The sequence below is a fragment of the Paraburkholderia largidicola genome (genome assembly GCF_013426895.1).
Classification (GTDB): Bacteria; Pseudomonadota; Gammaproteobacteria; order Burkholderiales; family Burkholderiaceae; genus Paraburkholderia; species Paraburkholderia largidicola.
On record NZ_AP023174.1, the window covers coordinates 609,957 to 624,731 of the forward strand.

Consider the following 14,775-nt stretch of genomic DNA (forward strand, 5'->3'; position numbering starts at 1 on the left):
AAAAAGGCCGCGCGTGGATCGTCGCCATGCGCGGCCGGGTGCAAAGACTTGGGCCGTTGCGCTTAGCCGTTGCGCTTCTCGTACCACTCGTTGAGAACCGCGATGGCCGTGCGCACGACTTTCTCGAGCGAAGCCGTGCCCGCCATGCTGCCCCACAGCAGCTTGTCCGCGCAGAACGCCTGCACCGGATCGGCCGCACTGAAGAAGCCGCGCGCGACGCCTTCGTCCATCACGCCGTCCTGATACGTGTATGGCAGCTTGCCTTGCTGCCACTCGTCGAGAAAGCGGAAGAACAGCGCGGGCAGCATGGCCGTCGCGTTCGGCTCGACGTTGCGTTCGAAGCACTCGGACAGTGTCGGCGCAATGAAGCCGGGAATCTTCGAGAAGCCATCTGCGGCGACGCGCTGATTCGTGTCCTGGATATAAGGATTACCGAAGCGTTCGAGCACGACATCGCGATACTTCGCGAGATCGAGCGGGCTCGGCGTGAGACAGGGAATCACGTCCTGCGTCACATAGTCGTACGCGAACTGGCGGATCTCGGGGTCGAGCGTGCCTTCGTGGATATACGTGAGCCCGACCAGCGTGCCCGCCCACGCGATACAGCTATGCGTCGCGTTGAGGATGCGGATCTTCGCCTCTTCGTACGGCAGCACCGATTCGACCAGTTCCGCGCCAACCTGCTCCCAGGCCGGCCGTCCGGCGATGAAATGATCCTCGATCACCCACTGGATAAACGACTCGCCCATCACGGGGCAAGCATCGTCGAAGCCTGTCGCGGCCTTCACGCGTTCGCGCACGTCAGGTGTGGGACGCGGCGTGATGCGATCGACCATCGAATTCGGACACGCGGTGTTCGCGTCGAACCACTTGCGCAATTCGCTCGCGCCGCGCCGCTCCAGAAACTGCGTCATGCCCGCGCGGAAGCGGTCGCCGTTGCTGCGCAGGTTGTCGCACGTTTGCAGCGTGACGGGGCCCGCATTGCGCTGCATGCGCGCTTCGAGAATCGCCGCGAGCGCGCCATAGATGGTGGTGCGCGCGCCGTTCAGGTCGGCGGCGAGGTCGGGATTGGCCGTATCGAGCTTGTCGTGCTCGTCGAGGTAATAGCCGCCTTCCGTCACGGTGAACGCGATGATCTTGCACGCGGGATCGGCGCCCGCTTCGACGAGTGCATCGAGATTCTTCGACCACGGCACCACACGTTCGATCGAACGGATCGTCTCGTACGCGCGCTCGCCTTGCGGCGTGACGGTTTCGAGCGTGTAGACGCCGTTTTGCGCGGCGAGCGCTTCGGCGACGGCGTTCATGTCGCTGCGGATGTTGCCGACGGTCAGCGACCAGTGCGGATCGCCGGGCTTGCGCGCTTCGTTGAGCCGGTGCAGATACCAGGCCTGATGCGCGCGATGGAACGAGCCCGCGCCGATATGCAGGATACCCTGCTTGCTTGCGCCGCTGCTTTGGCCGCTGTTCATATGTGTCTCCTAAATGCGCACGGTCTTTCGCGTGCGTTCCTTGGGATAAGTCTAGAAGGTGTCCCGGCGTTGTGAGCCGATGTCGGAAGAATATGAGAGCATTTGCTCTGCATTTGAACTAATGATCGTATTCGGCCGATTGAAAGTCAAGGCGCAGCACACTGCTTTTCGTGGCGCAGCGCGGTGGGACGGGCGTTTCCAACGAACACGACGTGCGCGGAATGCTGCCGCACAAGCGATCGCAGGGCTGTTGCATTGCATCAAATTTGACAGCGCAGAGGCCAGGACTAACCCGAATGCAAAAAAGTATCGGTCGACGGTCTCATTTCTAGTGGCCGCCATTGCGCCATGGGTCTAACTTTCGGTACACACGACAAGAGCAATAAAGCATGTTCATGCCGCGAGCGAACCGCCCGCGTCTGGAAGAAGAAACAGGAGGAAGACAATGAAGGGCATCGTCACGCCGGTTACGTGGTTGCACGCGCATCGACATGCGGATCTGCATGTGCGTCGCGCGGGATACGCGCACGATGCGCGGCGCTTCGTCTGAACCGCGATCAGGAGACCGACGTGCAACCCGATCTCGAACTGGTCAGCGTGCGCCGCGACGAGTCATTCAAGGCGTGGTATCACGGCTTTCCTTACCGCACGGTGCGCTGGCACTTTCACCCTGAATTCGAAATCCATCTGATCGTCGCGACGACGGGCAAGATGTTCGTCGGCGATTACATCGGCAGCTTCGCGCCGGGCAATCTTGTGCTGATGGGACCGAACCTGCCGCACAACTGGGTCAGCGAAGTACCCGAAGGCGTGACGATCGCGCAGCGTAATCTCGTCGTGCAGTTCGGCCAGGACTTCGTCGCGCATTGCACGGAGGGCTTCCCCGAGTGGCGCACGCTCGAAGCGCTGCTCGCCGATTCGCGCCGCGGCGTGTCGTTCGGCCCGCAGACCAGCGCACTCATCCAGCCGCTCTTCATGGAACTGCTCGACGCGCGCGGCCTGCGCCGTATCGTGCTGTTTCTTTCGATGATGGAAATCCTGCTGAATGCGAGCGACCGCGAATTGCTCGCCAGCCCCGCGTATCAGATCGATCCGACCAGCTACGCGTCGACGCGCATCAATCACGTGCTGTCGTATATCGGCAAGAACCTCGCGTCGGAGTTGCGCGAATCCGATCTCGCGCAACTCGCGGGGCAGAGCGTAAGCGCGTTCTCGCGTTATTTCCGCCGCCATACGGGTTTGCCGTTCGTGCAGTACGTGAACCGCATGCGCATCAATCTCGCGTGTCAGTTGCTGATGGACGACGAGTTGAGCGTCACCGACATCTGCTACAAGGTCGGCTTCAATAATCTGTCGAACTTCAACCGGCAGTTTCTCACCGCGAAAGGCATCCCTCCGTCGAAGTTCCGGCGCTTCCAGCAACTGAACGACGCGAGCCGCGTCGCTTCGGAAGCAGCGGCGGCGCTCGGCAAGGGCATCGCCAACGCGCCTTCGATCGTGCCGGCCGCGCAGACGCCCAGTCATCAGCACGGCCAGCCACGCGCCGCGCCCGCGGCGTATCCGCCTCACGGCTCGCCGCTCGCGACGACCTAGGGCACTTTCTCTAGCGTTTCCGTAGCTCACCGCTGCACCGTCCGATCACGCGCTGACACCGCGTGAGGGACGCACTCATCCTCAAAAACGGAGACAAGCCATGACGCACACCACTTCACATCACGCCTTGCGCCTGCGCGCCACGCTGACTTTTGCCGCCGTGATGCTCGGCGCGCCGTTCGTTGCGCCCGTGGCCGAAGCGGCGCCGCTGAAGATCGGCATGACGTTCCAGGAACTGAACAACCCGTACTTCGTGACGATGCAAAAGGCGTTGAACGATGCGGCGGCATCGATCGGCGCGACGGTCGTCGTCACCGACGCGCATCACGACGTGAGCAAGCAGGTGAGCGACGTCGAAGACATGCTGCAGAAGAAGATCGACATTCTGCTGGTGAACCCGACGGATTCGACGGGTATTCAGTCGGCGGTGGCGTCGGCGAAGAAGGCGGGCGCCGTGGTCGTCGCCGTGGATGCGAACGCGAACGGTCCCGTCGATTCGTTCGTCGGTTCGAAGAATTTCGACGCTGGCCAGATGTCGTGCGAGTACCTCGCGAAAGCCATTGGCGGCAGCGGCGAAGTGGCGATTCTCGACGGCATTCCCGTGGTGCCGATTCTCGAGCGTGTGCGCGGCTGCAAGGCGGCGCTCGCAAAGTTCCCGAACGTGAAGATCGTCGATACGCAGAACGGCAAGCAGGAACGCGCGACGGCCCTGTCCGTCACCGAGAACATGATTCAGGCGCATCCGAACCTGAAGGGCATCTTCAGCGTGAACGATGGTGGATCGATGGGCGCGTTGTCCGCGATCGAATCGTCGGGCAAGGACATCAAGCTGACGAGCGTCGATGGTGCGCCGGAAGCGATCACTGCGCTCCAGAAGCCGAATTCGAAGTTCATCGAAACGTCCGCGCAATTTCCGCGTGACCAGATTCGCCTCGCCATCGGTGTGGCGCTTGCGAAGAAGTGGGGCGCCAATGTGCCGAAGACGATTCCTGTCGACGTGAAACTCGTCGACAAGGACAACGCGAAGGGCTTCAGCTGGTAAGCGACGTGTTGTGCATGGGTGACGCAGGCGAAGCCCGCGTCACCGCATTAAACGCAGAGGAAACGCGATGGACACGATTCTCAAACTCGACAACATCACGAAGAGCTTTCCCGGCGTGAAGGCGCTGCAGGGCATCCACCTGGACATTGCGCGCGGCGAGATTCACGCATTGCTCGGCGAGAACGGCGCGGGCAAGTCGACGTTGATGAAGATTCTGAGCGGCATCTATCAGCCCGACGACGGCACGATCGTGATCGATGGACAGGAACGGCACTTCGCGAACTATCACGATGCCGTCGCGGCGGGCGTCGGTATCGTGTTTCAGGAGTTCAGCCTGATTCCGTATCTGAATGCCGTCGAGAACATGTTCCTCGGACGCGAGTTCCGCAACCGGCTCGGCATGCTCGATCGCGCGAGGATGCGGCGTGCTGCGGCGGAGATTTTCGGGCGTCTCGGTGTAGCAATCGATTTGTCCGTGCCGATCCGCGAACTGTCGGTTGCGCAGCAGCAGTTCGTCGAAATCGGCAAGGCGTTGTCGCTGAATGCGCGCATCCTGATTCTCGACGAGCCGACGGCCACGCTCACGCCCGCCGAAGCCGAGCATCTGTTCACGATCATGCGTGATCTGAAGCAGCAAGGTGTCGCGATGATTTTCATCTCGCACCACCTCGAAGAGATTTTCGAAGTGTGCGACCGCATCACCGTGTTGCGCGACGGTCAGTATGTCGGCATGACGGATGTGGCGAAAACGGATGTGAGCCGGTTGGTCGAGATGATGGTCGGGCGCAAGATCGAAAACAGCTTTCCGCCGAAGCCCGCCTTACCCGCCGACGCAAAGGCCGTGCTCGAAGTGAACGCCTTGCAGTTGCACAAGGACGGGCCGATCAATCGCTTCACATTGCGTGAAGGCGAGATTCTCGGCTTCGCGGGACTGGTCGGCTCGGGCCGCACGGAGACGGCGCTCGCGGTGATCGGCGCGGACGCTGCGCATGTGAAGGACATTCGCATCAACGGCGCGGCGGCGAATCTGTCCGATCCCGCCGATGCGCTGAAGTCCGGCATCGGCATTCTGCCCGAAAGCCGCAAGACGGAAGGGCTGATCACATCGTTCTCGATCAAGCAGAACATCTCGATCAACAACCTCGGCAAGTACCGCACGGGCCGTTTCTTCATCGATCACCGCAGCGAAGCGAAGGCCACCGCCGACATCATGAAACGCGTCGGCGTGAAGGCACCGACGATGCACACTGAAGTCGCAACATTGTCGGGCGGCAATCAGCAGAAAGTGGTGATCGCGCGCTGGCTGAATCACCACACGAACATCCTCATCTTCGACGAGCCGACGCGCGGCATCGACGTCGGTGCCAAAGCGGAAATCTATCTGCTGATGCGCGAACTCACGGCGCGCGGCTACTCGATCATCATGATTTCGTCGGAATTGCCGGAGATCGTGGGCATGTGCGATCGCGTCGCCGTGTTCCGGCAAGGACGCATCGAAGCGATTCTCGAAGGCGACCAGATCGAATCGAATGCCGTGATGACGTATGCAACGGCTGGTGCATCGGCTGCAACTCGTGGAGCAACACAGCATGAACACGCCTAATACTTCTCCCAAGACATCGACGGTCGCATCCGATACGCCGGGCGCGCCGTTTCGCCTGAATTGGGCAAGCATCAAACGCTCGACCTTGTTCTACCCGTTCATTGGCTTGCTCGTCGTGTGCATCGTGATGGTGTTTGCGAGCGACAGCTTTCTGTCCGCAGCGAATCTGGAAAACGTGCTGCGTCAGGTTTCGATCAACGCGATCATCGCCGTCGGCATGACGGCCGTGATCCTGACGGGCGGCATCGATCTGTCCGTCGGTTCGGTGATGGCGCTGTCGGGCACGCTCGCGGCGGGCCTGATGGTAGCGGGCCTCAATGGCGTCGCGGCAATCGCGATCGGCATTGCCGTGGGACTTGGCTTCGGCTTCGCGAACGGCTTTTTCGTTGCGTTCGCGGGCATGCCGCCCATCATCGTCACGCTCGCGACGATGGGCATCGCGCGGGGCCTCGCGCTGATCTACACGGGCGGCTATCCGATCGACGGCCTGCCGGACTGGGTGAGCTTCTTCGGCAGCGGCAAGGTGCTCGGCATCCAGGCGCCCGTGCTCATCATGCTCGTGATCTACGCGATCGCATGGCTGCTGCTCGAACGCATGCCGTTTGGTCGCTATGTGTACGCGATAGGCGGCAACGAACAGGCAACGCGCCTGTCCGGCGTGCGTGTTGCGCGCGTCAAGCTGATCGTCTACACGCTGGCTGGTTTGACGTCGTCGTTCGCAGCCATCGTGCTCACGTCGCGATTGATGAGCGGCCAGCCGAATGCGGGCGTCGGCTTCGAACTCGATGCGATTGCGGCCGTGGTGATGGGCGGCACGTCGATATCGGGTGGACGCGGCTCGATTGTCGGCACGCTGATCGGCGCGCTGCTGCTCGGCGTGCTGAACAACGGCCTCAACATGGTCGGCGTGAATCCGTACGTGCAGAACGTGATCAAGGGCGGAATCATCCTGCTCGCGATCTACATCAGCCGCGAACGCAAGAAGTGAAATCACATACTCCTCTGTTTCCATTAATCGCAAGGCAATGCAATGACCACTCAGGACAACAGCAAAAGCATGACGGCGATCGTGTGTCACGCGCCGGAAGACTATCGCGTCGAACGCGTGACGAAACCGCAGGCGCGCGCGCATGAGCTCGTGATCCGCATCGCCGCGTGCGGCATCTGCGCGAGCGACTGCAAGTGCCATTCCGGCGCGAAAATGTTCTGGGGCGGCCCGAGCCCGTGGGTGAAAGCGCCCGTGATTCCTGGCCATGAATTCTTCGGCTACGTCGAAGACATCGGCGAAGGTGCGGCCGAACATTTCGGCGTGGAGAAGGGCGACCGCGTGATCGCCGAACAGATCGTGCCGTGCGGTAAATGCCGCTATTGCAAATCCGGCCAGTACTGGATGTGCGAAGTACACAACATCTTCGGCTTCCAGCGCGAAGTCGCGGACGGCGGCATGGCCGAATACATGCGCATTCCGCCGACGGCCATCGTCCACAAGATTCCCGATGGCATCTCGCTCGAAGATGCCGCGATCATCGAGCCACTCGCGTGCGCGATTCACACGGTCAATCGCGGCGACATTCAACTCGACGATGTCGTCGTGATCGCGGGCGCGGGGCCACTCGGTCTGATGATGACGCAGGTCGCGCACCTGAAAACACCGAAGAAACTCGTCGTGATCGATCTCGTCGACGAACGTCTTGAACTTGCGCGCGAATACGGCGCTGACGTGACGATCAACCCGAAGAACGACGATGCGCTCGCCATCGTCAAATCGCTGACGGACAACTACGGCTGTGACGTCTACATCGAAACCACGGGCGTGCCGGCGGGCGTGAATCAGGGCATGGACCTGATTCGCAAGCTCGGGCGTTTCGTCGAGTTTTCTGTGTTCGGCGCGGAGACTACAATGGACTGGTCGATCATCGGCGACCGCAAGGAACTCGACGTGCGCGGCGCGCATCTGGGCCCTTACTGTTATCCGATTGCTATCGATCTTTTGGCGCGCGGGCTCGTCACATCGAAAGGCATTGTCACGCATGGCTTTTCGCTCGAAGAGTGGGACGAAGCGATCAAGGTCGCGAATTCGCTCGATTCGATCAAGGTGTTGATGAAGCCGGCCCGATAGTCCGAAAAATACGAACAGTGCGCGTCGTGCGAGACGCGCACACGGAGACACTATGAATTACGTCATCGGCGTCGATATCGGCACGCAGAGCACGAAGGCCGTGCTCGTCGACGAGCGCGGCACAATCGTCGCGCAGCATTCGAGCGGCTATCACCCGGACACACCGAAGCCCTTGTGGGCCGAGCAATGGCCGACCGTGTGGATGAAGGCGGTGGTCGAATGCATTTCGCGCTGCGTGGCGAAGGCGGGTGAGGCGGGCGTCGCGTCGAACGCGATCAAGGCCGTGTGTGTGAGCAGCCTGTATGGCGGCTCGGGCATTCCCGTCGATAGCGACATGAAGCCGCTGTATCCGTGCCTGATCTGGATGGACCGGCGCGCGACGGCACAGGTCGACGCGGTACGTGCGAATGTCGATCTCGAACGCCTGTATGCGATCACGGGCAATGGCGTCGACAGCTACTACGGCTATACGAAGATGCTGTGGCTGCGTGACAACGAGCCGAACGTGTGGGCGAACACGCGCTTCTTCCTGCCGCCGAATGCCTATGTGATCTATCTGCTGACGGGCGAAGTGGCCGTCGATCACAGTTCCGCGGGCAATATCGGCGGCGTGTACGACATCGCGAAGCGCGACTGGTCCGACGAGGCGCTCGACATGCTCGGCATTCCCGCGACGATGATGCCCGAACACCTGGTCGAATCGTCTGATGTAGTGGGCGGCCTGTTATCGCAATGGACGGAACAGCTTGGACTCGAAGCGGGCACGGCGATCGTCGCGGGCGGCGTCGATGCGGCGATGGCCACCTACGCGGCGGGCGTGACGCGCGCGGGCCAGCATGTCGCGATGATCGGCACGAGCATGTGCTGGGGCTACATCAACCAGAGCGTCGACGCGCATCATGGTTTGATCAGCATGCCGCACGTGTTCAACGGGTTGCAGGATATCTATGTGTTCGGCGGCGCGATCACGGCGGGTGCATCGGTAACGTGGTATCGCGAGCAGTTCTGTCATGCGGAGATCGAAGCGGCCAAAGCGATCCCGCATGGCGATCCGCATCGACTGCTCGAAGAGGACGCGGCGCAGATTCCGGCGGGTTCGGATGGTGTGATGTTCCTGCCGTATCTGATGGGCGAGCGCAGCCCCGTGTGGGATGCGAAGGCGAGCGGCGCGTTCGTCGGGCTGAGTCTGTATCACACGCGGGCGCATCTGTATCGCGCGGTGCTGGAAGGCGTGGCGTACGCGTTGCAGCACAACATCGTGGCGGGGCGCAGGGGCGCGAAGTCACTCGACGACAAGCTGATCGTCGTCGGCGGCGCGGCGCATTCGGACCTGTGGATGTCGATCATCGCGGACATTACCGGCTTTCCCGTCTACACGATCGAGCAGGACGTGGAAGCGGCGATGGGCGCGGCGCTGCTTGCCGCCTATGGCACGAAGCTGATTTCGCAGGAAACGGCGCGCGGTGGCTGGGTGACGCTGATCGAGCGTGCGAGGCCCGATCCCGCGCGGCAGTCGATGTACGCGGAGCGTTTCGGCATCTATACGGATCTGTATCCGGCTTTGAAGCCGGTCATGCATCGGTTGCAAGCGAAATGAAGACGACCTTCGATTTTTCCGGGCGCTCGATACTCGTGACGGGGGCATCGAGCGGGATTGGCCGCGTGACTGTTGAGATGTTGTGCGCTAGCGGCGCGCAGGTTGTTGCGGCGGCGCGCAATGTTGGCGAGCTTGCGCGTCTTGCGGAGGAGACGGGGTGTGAGCCTCTGGTGCTCGATGTCGGTGATGAGGCTGCGATTGACGATGCGCTTGCCTCGCTCGATGTGTTCGATGGGCTTGTGAATTGTGCCGGCACGGCGATGCTTGAGCGTGCGATCGATACGACTGCGGCGAGTTTTGATTCTGTGATGGACGTGAATGCTCGCGGCGCGATATTGGTCGCGCGGCATGTGGCGCGGGCGATGATCGATGCCAAGCGCGCGGGTAGCATTGTTAATGTCTCTAGCCAGGCGGCGCTGGTTGGGCTCGAGGATCATTTGAGTTATTGCGCTTCTAAAGCGGCGATGGATGCGATTACGCGGGTTTTGTGTGTCGAGTTGGGGGCGTATGGGATACGCGTGAATAGTGTTAATCCAACGGTCACTCTGACGCCGATGGCGGTGAAGGCCTGGAGCGAGCCTTCCAGGCGCGATCCTGCGTTGCAGGCTATTCCGCTTAAGCGGTTCGCTGAACCGCGGGAAGTCGCTGAGCCGGTTTTGTTTTTGCTCAGTGATGCGGCATCCATGATTACTGGTGTGACTTTGCCGATAGATGGCGGGTATACCGCCAGGTGATTTTTTTTGTCTGCGACGTTGGGTGGTTTGTTTTGGTTTTGCGCTGGCATCCGCGTGATGTTATTGGTTTGCAAGCGTTGCCCCGCACAGGGGCAACGCTAGCAAACCAGAAGCAAAACGCGGATGCCAGCGCAAACGCCAGCAGACCACCAGCGTCGCAGACAAACCAAAAAACCCTAGAGCAAAGTCCTCACATGCCAAAGCTCAGGAAACAACACAACATCGAGCATCTTGCGCAGATACGGCGCGCCTGCCGTGCCACCCGTTCCTTGCTTGAACCCAATAATCCGCTCAACAGTAGTCACATGCCTGAACCGCCATTGCCGAAAGGCATCCTCGAGGTCAACAAGCTCCTCAGCCATCTCATACAGTTCCCAGTGCTGGGAAGGATTCCGATAAACCTCAAGCCAGGCGGCTTCGACAGAAGAATCATGCTGAGTCGGCAGCGTCCAATCGCGATCAAGCCGTGAGGCGCTAATATCAAACCCCCGCCGCGCCAGCAATCGAACCACTTCGTCGTAAAACGAGGGCGCCTCAAGCGCCGCTTTCACTTCGGCAAACACATCGGGATGATGCGCGTGAGGCTTGAGCATCTGCTCATTCTTGTTCCCGAGCATAAACTCCAGCTCACGATACTGATAAGACTGAAACCCCGACGAGCTGCCAAGAAACGGACGCATCGACGTGTACTCGGAAGGTGTCATCGTTGACAACACATTCCACGCCTGCACAAGCTGCTCGAGAATCCGCGACACACGCGCCAGCATCTTGAACGCGGGCGGCAACTCATCGCGATGCACCGAAGCAAGCGCGGCACGCAACTCATACAGCGCGAGCTTCATCCACAACTCGCTGGTCTGATGCTGAATGATGAACAGCATCTCGTTGTGATCGGGCGACAGCGGATGCTGCGCATGCAGGATCGATCCAAGCGACAGATAATCGCCATAACTCATCGACTTCGAGAAATCGAGCTGCGCGTCGTGCCAGCCTTCGCCTTCATCGACGGCCATGTGCGACGCGTGCGTCTCGCGCGGCGCCGGCGTGCCGCCGTGCCCGAACGGGCAGCCTTGCGCGGGCTTGTCTTCCGTCATCTTCATGTGGTCGGTCATCGCGCGCTCCTCAGGTCACGGCGCCGCGTGCGGCAAATTCGGGCGCGCGCCAGATCTCATGCGCGAGCACGTGGCGCAGATGCTCGACGGCATCCCACACATCGACGAAGCGCGTGTACAGCGGCGTAAAACCGAAGCGCAGCACATGCGGCTCGCGATAGTCGCCGATTACGCCGCGCGCGATCAGCGCCTGCATCACTTCATAGCCGTGCGGATGCTCGAAGCTCGCATGCGATCCGCGTTGCGCATGCGCGCGCGGCGTCACCAGCGTGAGCGGAAATTCCTTGCAGCGCGCCTCCACCAGTTCGATGAAGAGGTCCGTCAGCGCGAGCGACTTCTTGCGGATTGCCTGCATGTCGGTTTGCAGAAAGATGTCGAGGCCGCATTCGACGAGCGCCATCGACACCATCGGCTGCGTGCCGCACAAAAAGCGGCCGATACCGTCGTCGGCGGCGTAGGTGGGGTCCATCGCAAACGGCGCGCGATGTCCCCACCAGCCGGACAGCGGCTGCTCGAAGTCGTTCTGATGACGATGCGGCACCCACGCGAAAGCGGGCGAACCCGGACCGCCGTTCAGGTACTTGTACGTGCAACCGACGGCGCAATCCGCGCCGACGCCGTTCAGATCGACCGGCACGGCGCCCGCCGAATGCGCGAGGTCCCACAGCGCGAGCGCGCCCTTGTCGTGGATCAGCTTCGTCAGCGCGGCCATGTCGTGCATGTAGCCCGTGCGGTAGTTGACGTGCGTGATCATCGCGACGGCGACGTCGTCGGTGATGGCGGCGGGCAGTTCTGACGGGTCGTCGACGAGACGCAACTCATAACCGCGATCCAGTTGCTTGATCAGCCCCTGCGCGATGTACAGGTCGGTCGGAAAGTTCGAACGCTCCGACACGATCACGCGGCGCTTCGGGTCGCGCTTGTCCTGCATGCGCAGCGCCGCCGACAGCACCTTGAACAGGTTGATCGAAATCGTGTCGGTGACGACGACTTCGTTGTGCGCCGCGCCGATCAGCGCCGCGAGCTTGTTGCCCAGACGCCGCGGCAGCGAGAACCAGCCGGCCGTATTCCAGCTGCGGATCAGTCCTTCGCCCCATTCGGCGCCAATCACGGTCTGTGCGCGCTGAGCGGCCGCAGCGGGTGGCACGCCGAGCGAGTTGCCGTCCAGATAGATGACGTTCGGCGCGAGCGCGAACTGGTCGCGCAACGGCGCGAGCGGATCGGCTGCATCGAGCGCGAGTGCTTCTTCACGTTGATTCATGGTGTTCGTTCTGTAGAAAGAGTGCGTTCAAGCGGAATGTCGTTGGTCAGGGAGCGCGCGCAGCACGGCGCGCACCGGGCTGGCGTCGAGCGTCGTCAGCTTGAGCGGCAGCGCGATCAGCTCGTAATCGCCGGGCGCGACGGCATCCAGGACGATGCCCTCGAGAATCGCCATCCGGTGCGCGCGGATGCGGTGATGCGCGTCCATCGTCTTCGATTCCTGCGGATCGAGCGACGGCGTGTCGATGCCGATCAGCTTCACGCCGTACGCGGCGAGCAGATCGATCGTGTCGGGCGCGACGGCGCAGAAATTGCTATCCCACGCCGTGACGGGCGCCTCGCGGTAGGTGCGCAGCAGCACGCGCGGCGGCACGCCGTCGAGCGACGCCGCAACGTGCTCCGGGTTCACCAGCGGTTTCGCGCCGATGCAATGGATCACGCGGCAGCGGCCGAGATACGCATCGAGCGGCACCGCGCCGATCGCGGCGCCGTCGGCGTCGTAGTGCAGCGGCGCGTCGGTGTGCGCGCCCGTGTGCGGCGAGATCGTCAGCCGTGCGACGTTGACGGGCGAGCCGGCCTCCATCCGCCACACTCGCTCGATGCCCACGGGCGTGTCACCCGGCCAGACGGGCGTCGCCGTATCGACGGCGGGCGTGATGTCCCAAAGCGTGTCCATGCGTCTCCTATTGACCACAGTTGGCGCGTCAGCGTCCTACTCTGGTTTCATGCAAGTGCCGTTGTTCTGCAGGCTTCTTTGGATGATAGGCGGCATCAGACGAAATGTGCTTGCTAAAAAAACTGTTTATTTCGCCCCCTTTGGAACATAATTTGAGGCAAACGGGAAAGGGAGACCGAAAATGAACGCGATCTCACTGGACGCCACCGATTGCCGTATCTTGACGGTGCTGCAGCACGAAGGACGAATCAGCAATCTGGATCTGGCGGAGCGCATCTCGCTTTCGCCGTCCGCGTGTCTACGACGTTTGCGCCTGCTGGAAGAGCAGGGCGTGATCGAGCGTTATCGCGCGTGTCTGAACCGCGAAGTGCTGGGGTTCGAACTGGAAGCGTTCGTGCAGGTGTCGATGCGCAACGACCAGGAGAACTGGCACGAGCGCTTTGCCGACGCGCTGCGCGACTGGCCGGAAGTGGTCGGCGCGTTCGTCGTGACGGGCGAGACGCATTATCTGCTGCGGGTGCTCGCCCACAACCTCAAGCACTATTCGGATTTCGTGCTCAGCCGCCTGTACAAGGCGCCTGGCGTATTGGACATCCGCTCGAATATCGTGCTGCAGACGCTGAAGGAAGATTCGGGCGTGCCCGTCGCGCTGGTGACGAGCGCAAAGGCGCAACAACCGGGCTAGCTCTGTCGCGAGGCGGGCGGGAAAAACCGCCTCTCTCGCCGGCCGAAAAGGCGCCGGCTGTCAGCCGAGCCGCTTCAGGCCGTGAAAATCGCCGTTCTGGAACACGAGTGGCTCGGTTTCCGCGGCCTGGTCGTGGACGCCGCAGCGCTCCACTTCGCCGACAAAAATGACGTGGTCGCCTTCGTCGTAGCGGCTGCGGTTATGGCATTCGAACCACGCGAGTGCGCCGTCGAGCACGGGCATCCCCGTGTCGCCCGCCGCGTGCGACACCCCTTCGAATCGGTCGCCCTTGACGGTTGCAAAGCGCTTGCACAGATCGAGCTGTGTCGAGGCCAGCACATTGACGACATAATGACTGTTCGAGCGGAACACGGGCATCGAGGCCGAGCGTGTCGCGAGACTCCACAGCACGAGCGGCGGCGCCAGCGAGACGGAATTGAATGAACTGGCCGTGATCCCGATCAACGCGCCCGACGGCGCGCGTGTCGTAATGACGGTGACGCCCGTCGCGAACTGGCTGAGTGCGCGGCGAAAGGCGTCGTTGTCGAAATTGGGCGGGTTGGCGTGCTTCATCGGCGGAGGCATTCTGGCGAACGGACCGCTTGATGTAGCGACCAGAGGGAAAAAAACGGTTCGAAGGTCATGTAGAAATTCGGCGAATTGTCCCAATTTTAACTGCAATCGCAGAGGGCCAGGCGCGTGCGCGCGGCGGGACAAGGGCGGCCGCATGGTACGGATGGTGCATGTGGCTGCATGAATCCCGAAAAGGGCGGAGTATTGCGCCGGTCGGATGCGGTGAAGCATCGGGTGTCCACAGTGACTGCGGTGAGCCAGCGCGTCGTGTCCGGCAATTTTTGTCCTGAAGTTTTGTCCGGAAAGCAG

General features: G+C 61.7%; 13 protein-coding genes. 8 read left to right on the forward strand and 5 right to left on the reverse strand.

The annotated features are described in order from the left end of the window. Window positions 1-62: 62 nt before the first annotated feature. A complete protein-coding gene (dalD, locus tag PPGU16_RS02680; protein ID WP_180721586.1) occupies window positions 63-1,472 on the reverse strand; it encodes a D-arabinitol 4-dehydrogenase in 1,410 nt (469 codons plus the stop codon). A gap of 570 nt (window positions 1,473-2,042) precedes the next feature. Between dalD and PPGU16_RS02685 the strand changes: the two genes are divergently transcribed. The 7 genes from PPGU16_RS02685 (at window position 2,043) to PPGU16_RS02715 (ending at window position 10,160) form a co-directional block, all read left to right on the forward strand. After that, window positions 2,043-3,065, forward strand: a complete 1,023-nt coding sequence (locus PPGU16_RS02685; protein WP_180721587.1) for an AraC family transcriptional regulator — start codon at window positions 2,043-2,045, stop codon at window positions 3,063-3,065. A 100-nt stretch (window positions 3,066-3,165) separates the two neighbouring features. After that, on the forward strand, window positions 3,166-4,107 hold the full coding sequence (locus tag PPGU16_RS02690) for an ABC transporter substrate-binding protein (protein WP_180721588.1): 942 nt from the start codon (window positions 3,166-3,168) through the stop codon (window positions 4,105-4,107). Window positions 4,108-4,174: 67 nt separating this feature from the next. Beyond that, complete coding sequence (locus PPGU16_RS02695) at window positions 4,175-5,710, forward strand: sugar ABC transporter ATP-binding protein (protein ID WP_180721589.1); 1,536 nt, start codon at window positions 4,175-4,177, stop codon at window positions 5,708-5,710. Then, window positions 5,697-6,698 carry an ABC transporter permease gene (locus PPGU16_RS02700; protein ID WP_180721590.1) on the forward strand — a complete coding sequence of 334 codons (1,002 nt, stop codon included), beginning with the start codon at window positions 5,697-5,699 and terminating at the stop codon, window positions 6,696-6,698. The genes PPGU16_RS02695 and PPGU16_RS02700 overlap by 14 nt, the downstream gene beginning before the upstream one ends. Window positions 6,699-6,740: 42 nt before the next feature. After that, window positions 6,741-7,829 carry an alcohol dehydrogenase catalytic domain-containing protein gene (locus PPGU16_RS02705; protein ID WP_180721591.1) on the forward strand — a complete coding sequence of 363 codons (1,089 nt, stop codon included), beginning with the start codon at window positions 6,741-6,743 and terminating at the stop codon, window positions 7,827-7,829. Between the two features lie 52 nt (window positions 7,830-7,881). After that, entirely contained in the window at window positions 7,882-9,426 is a 1,545-nt protein-coding gene (locus tag PPGU16_RS02710; RefSeq protein WP_180721592.1) for an FGGY-family carbohydrate kinase, read from the forward strand. Then, window positions 9,423-10,160, forward strand: a complete 738-nt coding sequence (locus tag PPGU16_RS02715) for an SDR family oxidoreductase (protein ID WP_180721593.1) — start codon at window positions 9,423-9,425, stop codon at window positions 10,158-10,160. Before PPGU16_RS02710 ends, PPGU16_RS02715 begins: the two co-directional genes overlap by 4 nt. A gap of 176 nt (window positions 10,161-10,336) precedes the next feature. Here the strand turns inward: PPGU16_RS02715 and kynA are convergent, their stop codons facing one another. Genes kynA through kynB form a run of 3 tightly spaced genes read right to left on the reverse strand, consistent with a single transcriptional unit; the run spans window position 10,337 to window position 13,208 of the window. Next, a complete protein-coding gene (kynA, locus tag PPGU16_RS02720; RefSeq protein ID WP_180721594.1) occupies window positions 10,337-11,272 on the reverse strand; it encodes a tryptophan 2,3-dioxygenase in 936 nt (311 codons plus the stop codon). 10 nt (window positions 11,273-11,282) lie between these two features. Further along, window positions 11,283-12,533 (reverse strand): kynureninase, encoded by a 1,251-nt coding sequence (gene kynU / locus PPGU16_RS02725; protein WP_180721595.1) that lies wholly within the window; start codon window positions 12,531-12,533, stop codon window positions 11,283-11,285. 27 nt (window positions 12,534-12,560) lie between these two features. Next, the gene (gene kynB / locus PPGU16_RS02730) at window positions 12,561-13,208 is read right to left on the reverse strand and encodes an arylformamidase (RefSeq protein ID WP_180721596.1); all 648 of its coding nucleotides are present in this window, start codon (window positions 13,206-13,208) and stop codon (window positions 12,561-12,563) included. 181 nt (window positions 13,209-13,389) lie between these two features. Between kynB and PPGU16_RS02735 the strand changes: the two genes are divergently transcribed. Further along, window positions 13,390-13,893: an Lrp/AsnC family transcriptional regulator gene (locus PPGU16_RS02735; RefSeq protein WP_180721597.1), complete on the forward strand. Its 504-nt coding sequence runs from the start codon at window positions 13,390-13,392 to the stop codon at window positions 13,891-13,893. A 60-nt stretch (window positions 13,894-13,953) separates the two neighbouring features. On the opposite strand, the gene PPGU16_RS02740 is transcribed toward PPGU16_RS02735, so the two are convergent. Beyond that, window positions 13,954-14,466, reverse strand: coding sequence for a flavin reductase family protein (locus tag PPGU16_RS02740; RefSeq protein ID WP_180721598.1), 513 nt, complete (start codon window positions 14,464-14,466; stop codon window positions 13,954-13,956). Between the last annotated feature and the right edge of the window lie 309 nt (window positions 14,467-14,775).

Bases quoted from the DNA above. Each gene is read 5' to 3' on its own strand.
- PPGU16_RS02710 (WP_180721592.1), top strand. From the start codon at position 7,882: ATGAATTACGTCATCGGCGTCGATATCGGCACGCAGAGCACGAAGGCC.
- PPGU16_RS02695 (WP_180721589.1), top strand. From the start codon at position 4,175: ATGGACACGATTCTCAAACTCGACAACATCACGAAGAGCTTTCCCGGC.
- PPGU16_RS02715 (WP_180721593.1), top strand. From the start codon at position 9,423: ATGAAGACGACCTTCGATTTTTCCGGGCGCTCGATACTCGTGACGGGG.
- PPGU16_RS02705 (WP_180721591.1), top strand. From the start codon at position 6,741: ATGACCACTCAGGACAACAGCAAAAGCATGACGGCGATCGTGTGTCAC.
- dalD (WP_180721586.1), bottom strand. From the start codon at position 1,472: ATGAACAGCGGCCAAAGCAGCGGCGCAAGCAAGCAGGGTATCCTGCAT.
- kynA (WP_180721594.1), bottom strand. From the start codon at position 11,272: ATGACCGACCACATGAAGATGACGGAAGACAAGCCCGCGCAAGGCTGC.
- kynB (WP_180721596.1), bottom strand. From the start codon at position 13,208: ATGGACACGCTTTGGGACATCACGCCCGCCGTCGATACGGCGACGCCC.
- kynU (WP_180721595.1), bottom strand. From the start codon at position 12,533: ATGAATCAACGTGAAGAAGCACTCGCGCTCGATGCAGCCGATCCGCTC.
- PPGU16_RS02735 (WP_180721597.1), top strand. From the start codon at position 13,390: ATGAACGCGATCTCACTGGACGCCACCGATTGCCGTATCTTGACGGTG.
- PPGU16_RS02690 (WP_180721588.1), top strand. From the start codon at position 3,166: ATGACGCACACCACTTCACATCACGCCTTGCGCCTGCGCGCCACGCTG.
- PPGU16_RS02740 (WP_180721598.1), bottom strand. From the start codon at position 14,466: ATGAAGCACGCCAACCCGCCCAATTTCGACAACGACGCCTTTCGCCGC.
- PPGU16_RS02700 (WP_180721590.1), top strand. From the start codon at position 5,697: ATGAACACGCCTAATACTTCTCCCAAGACATCGACGGTCGCATCCGAT.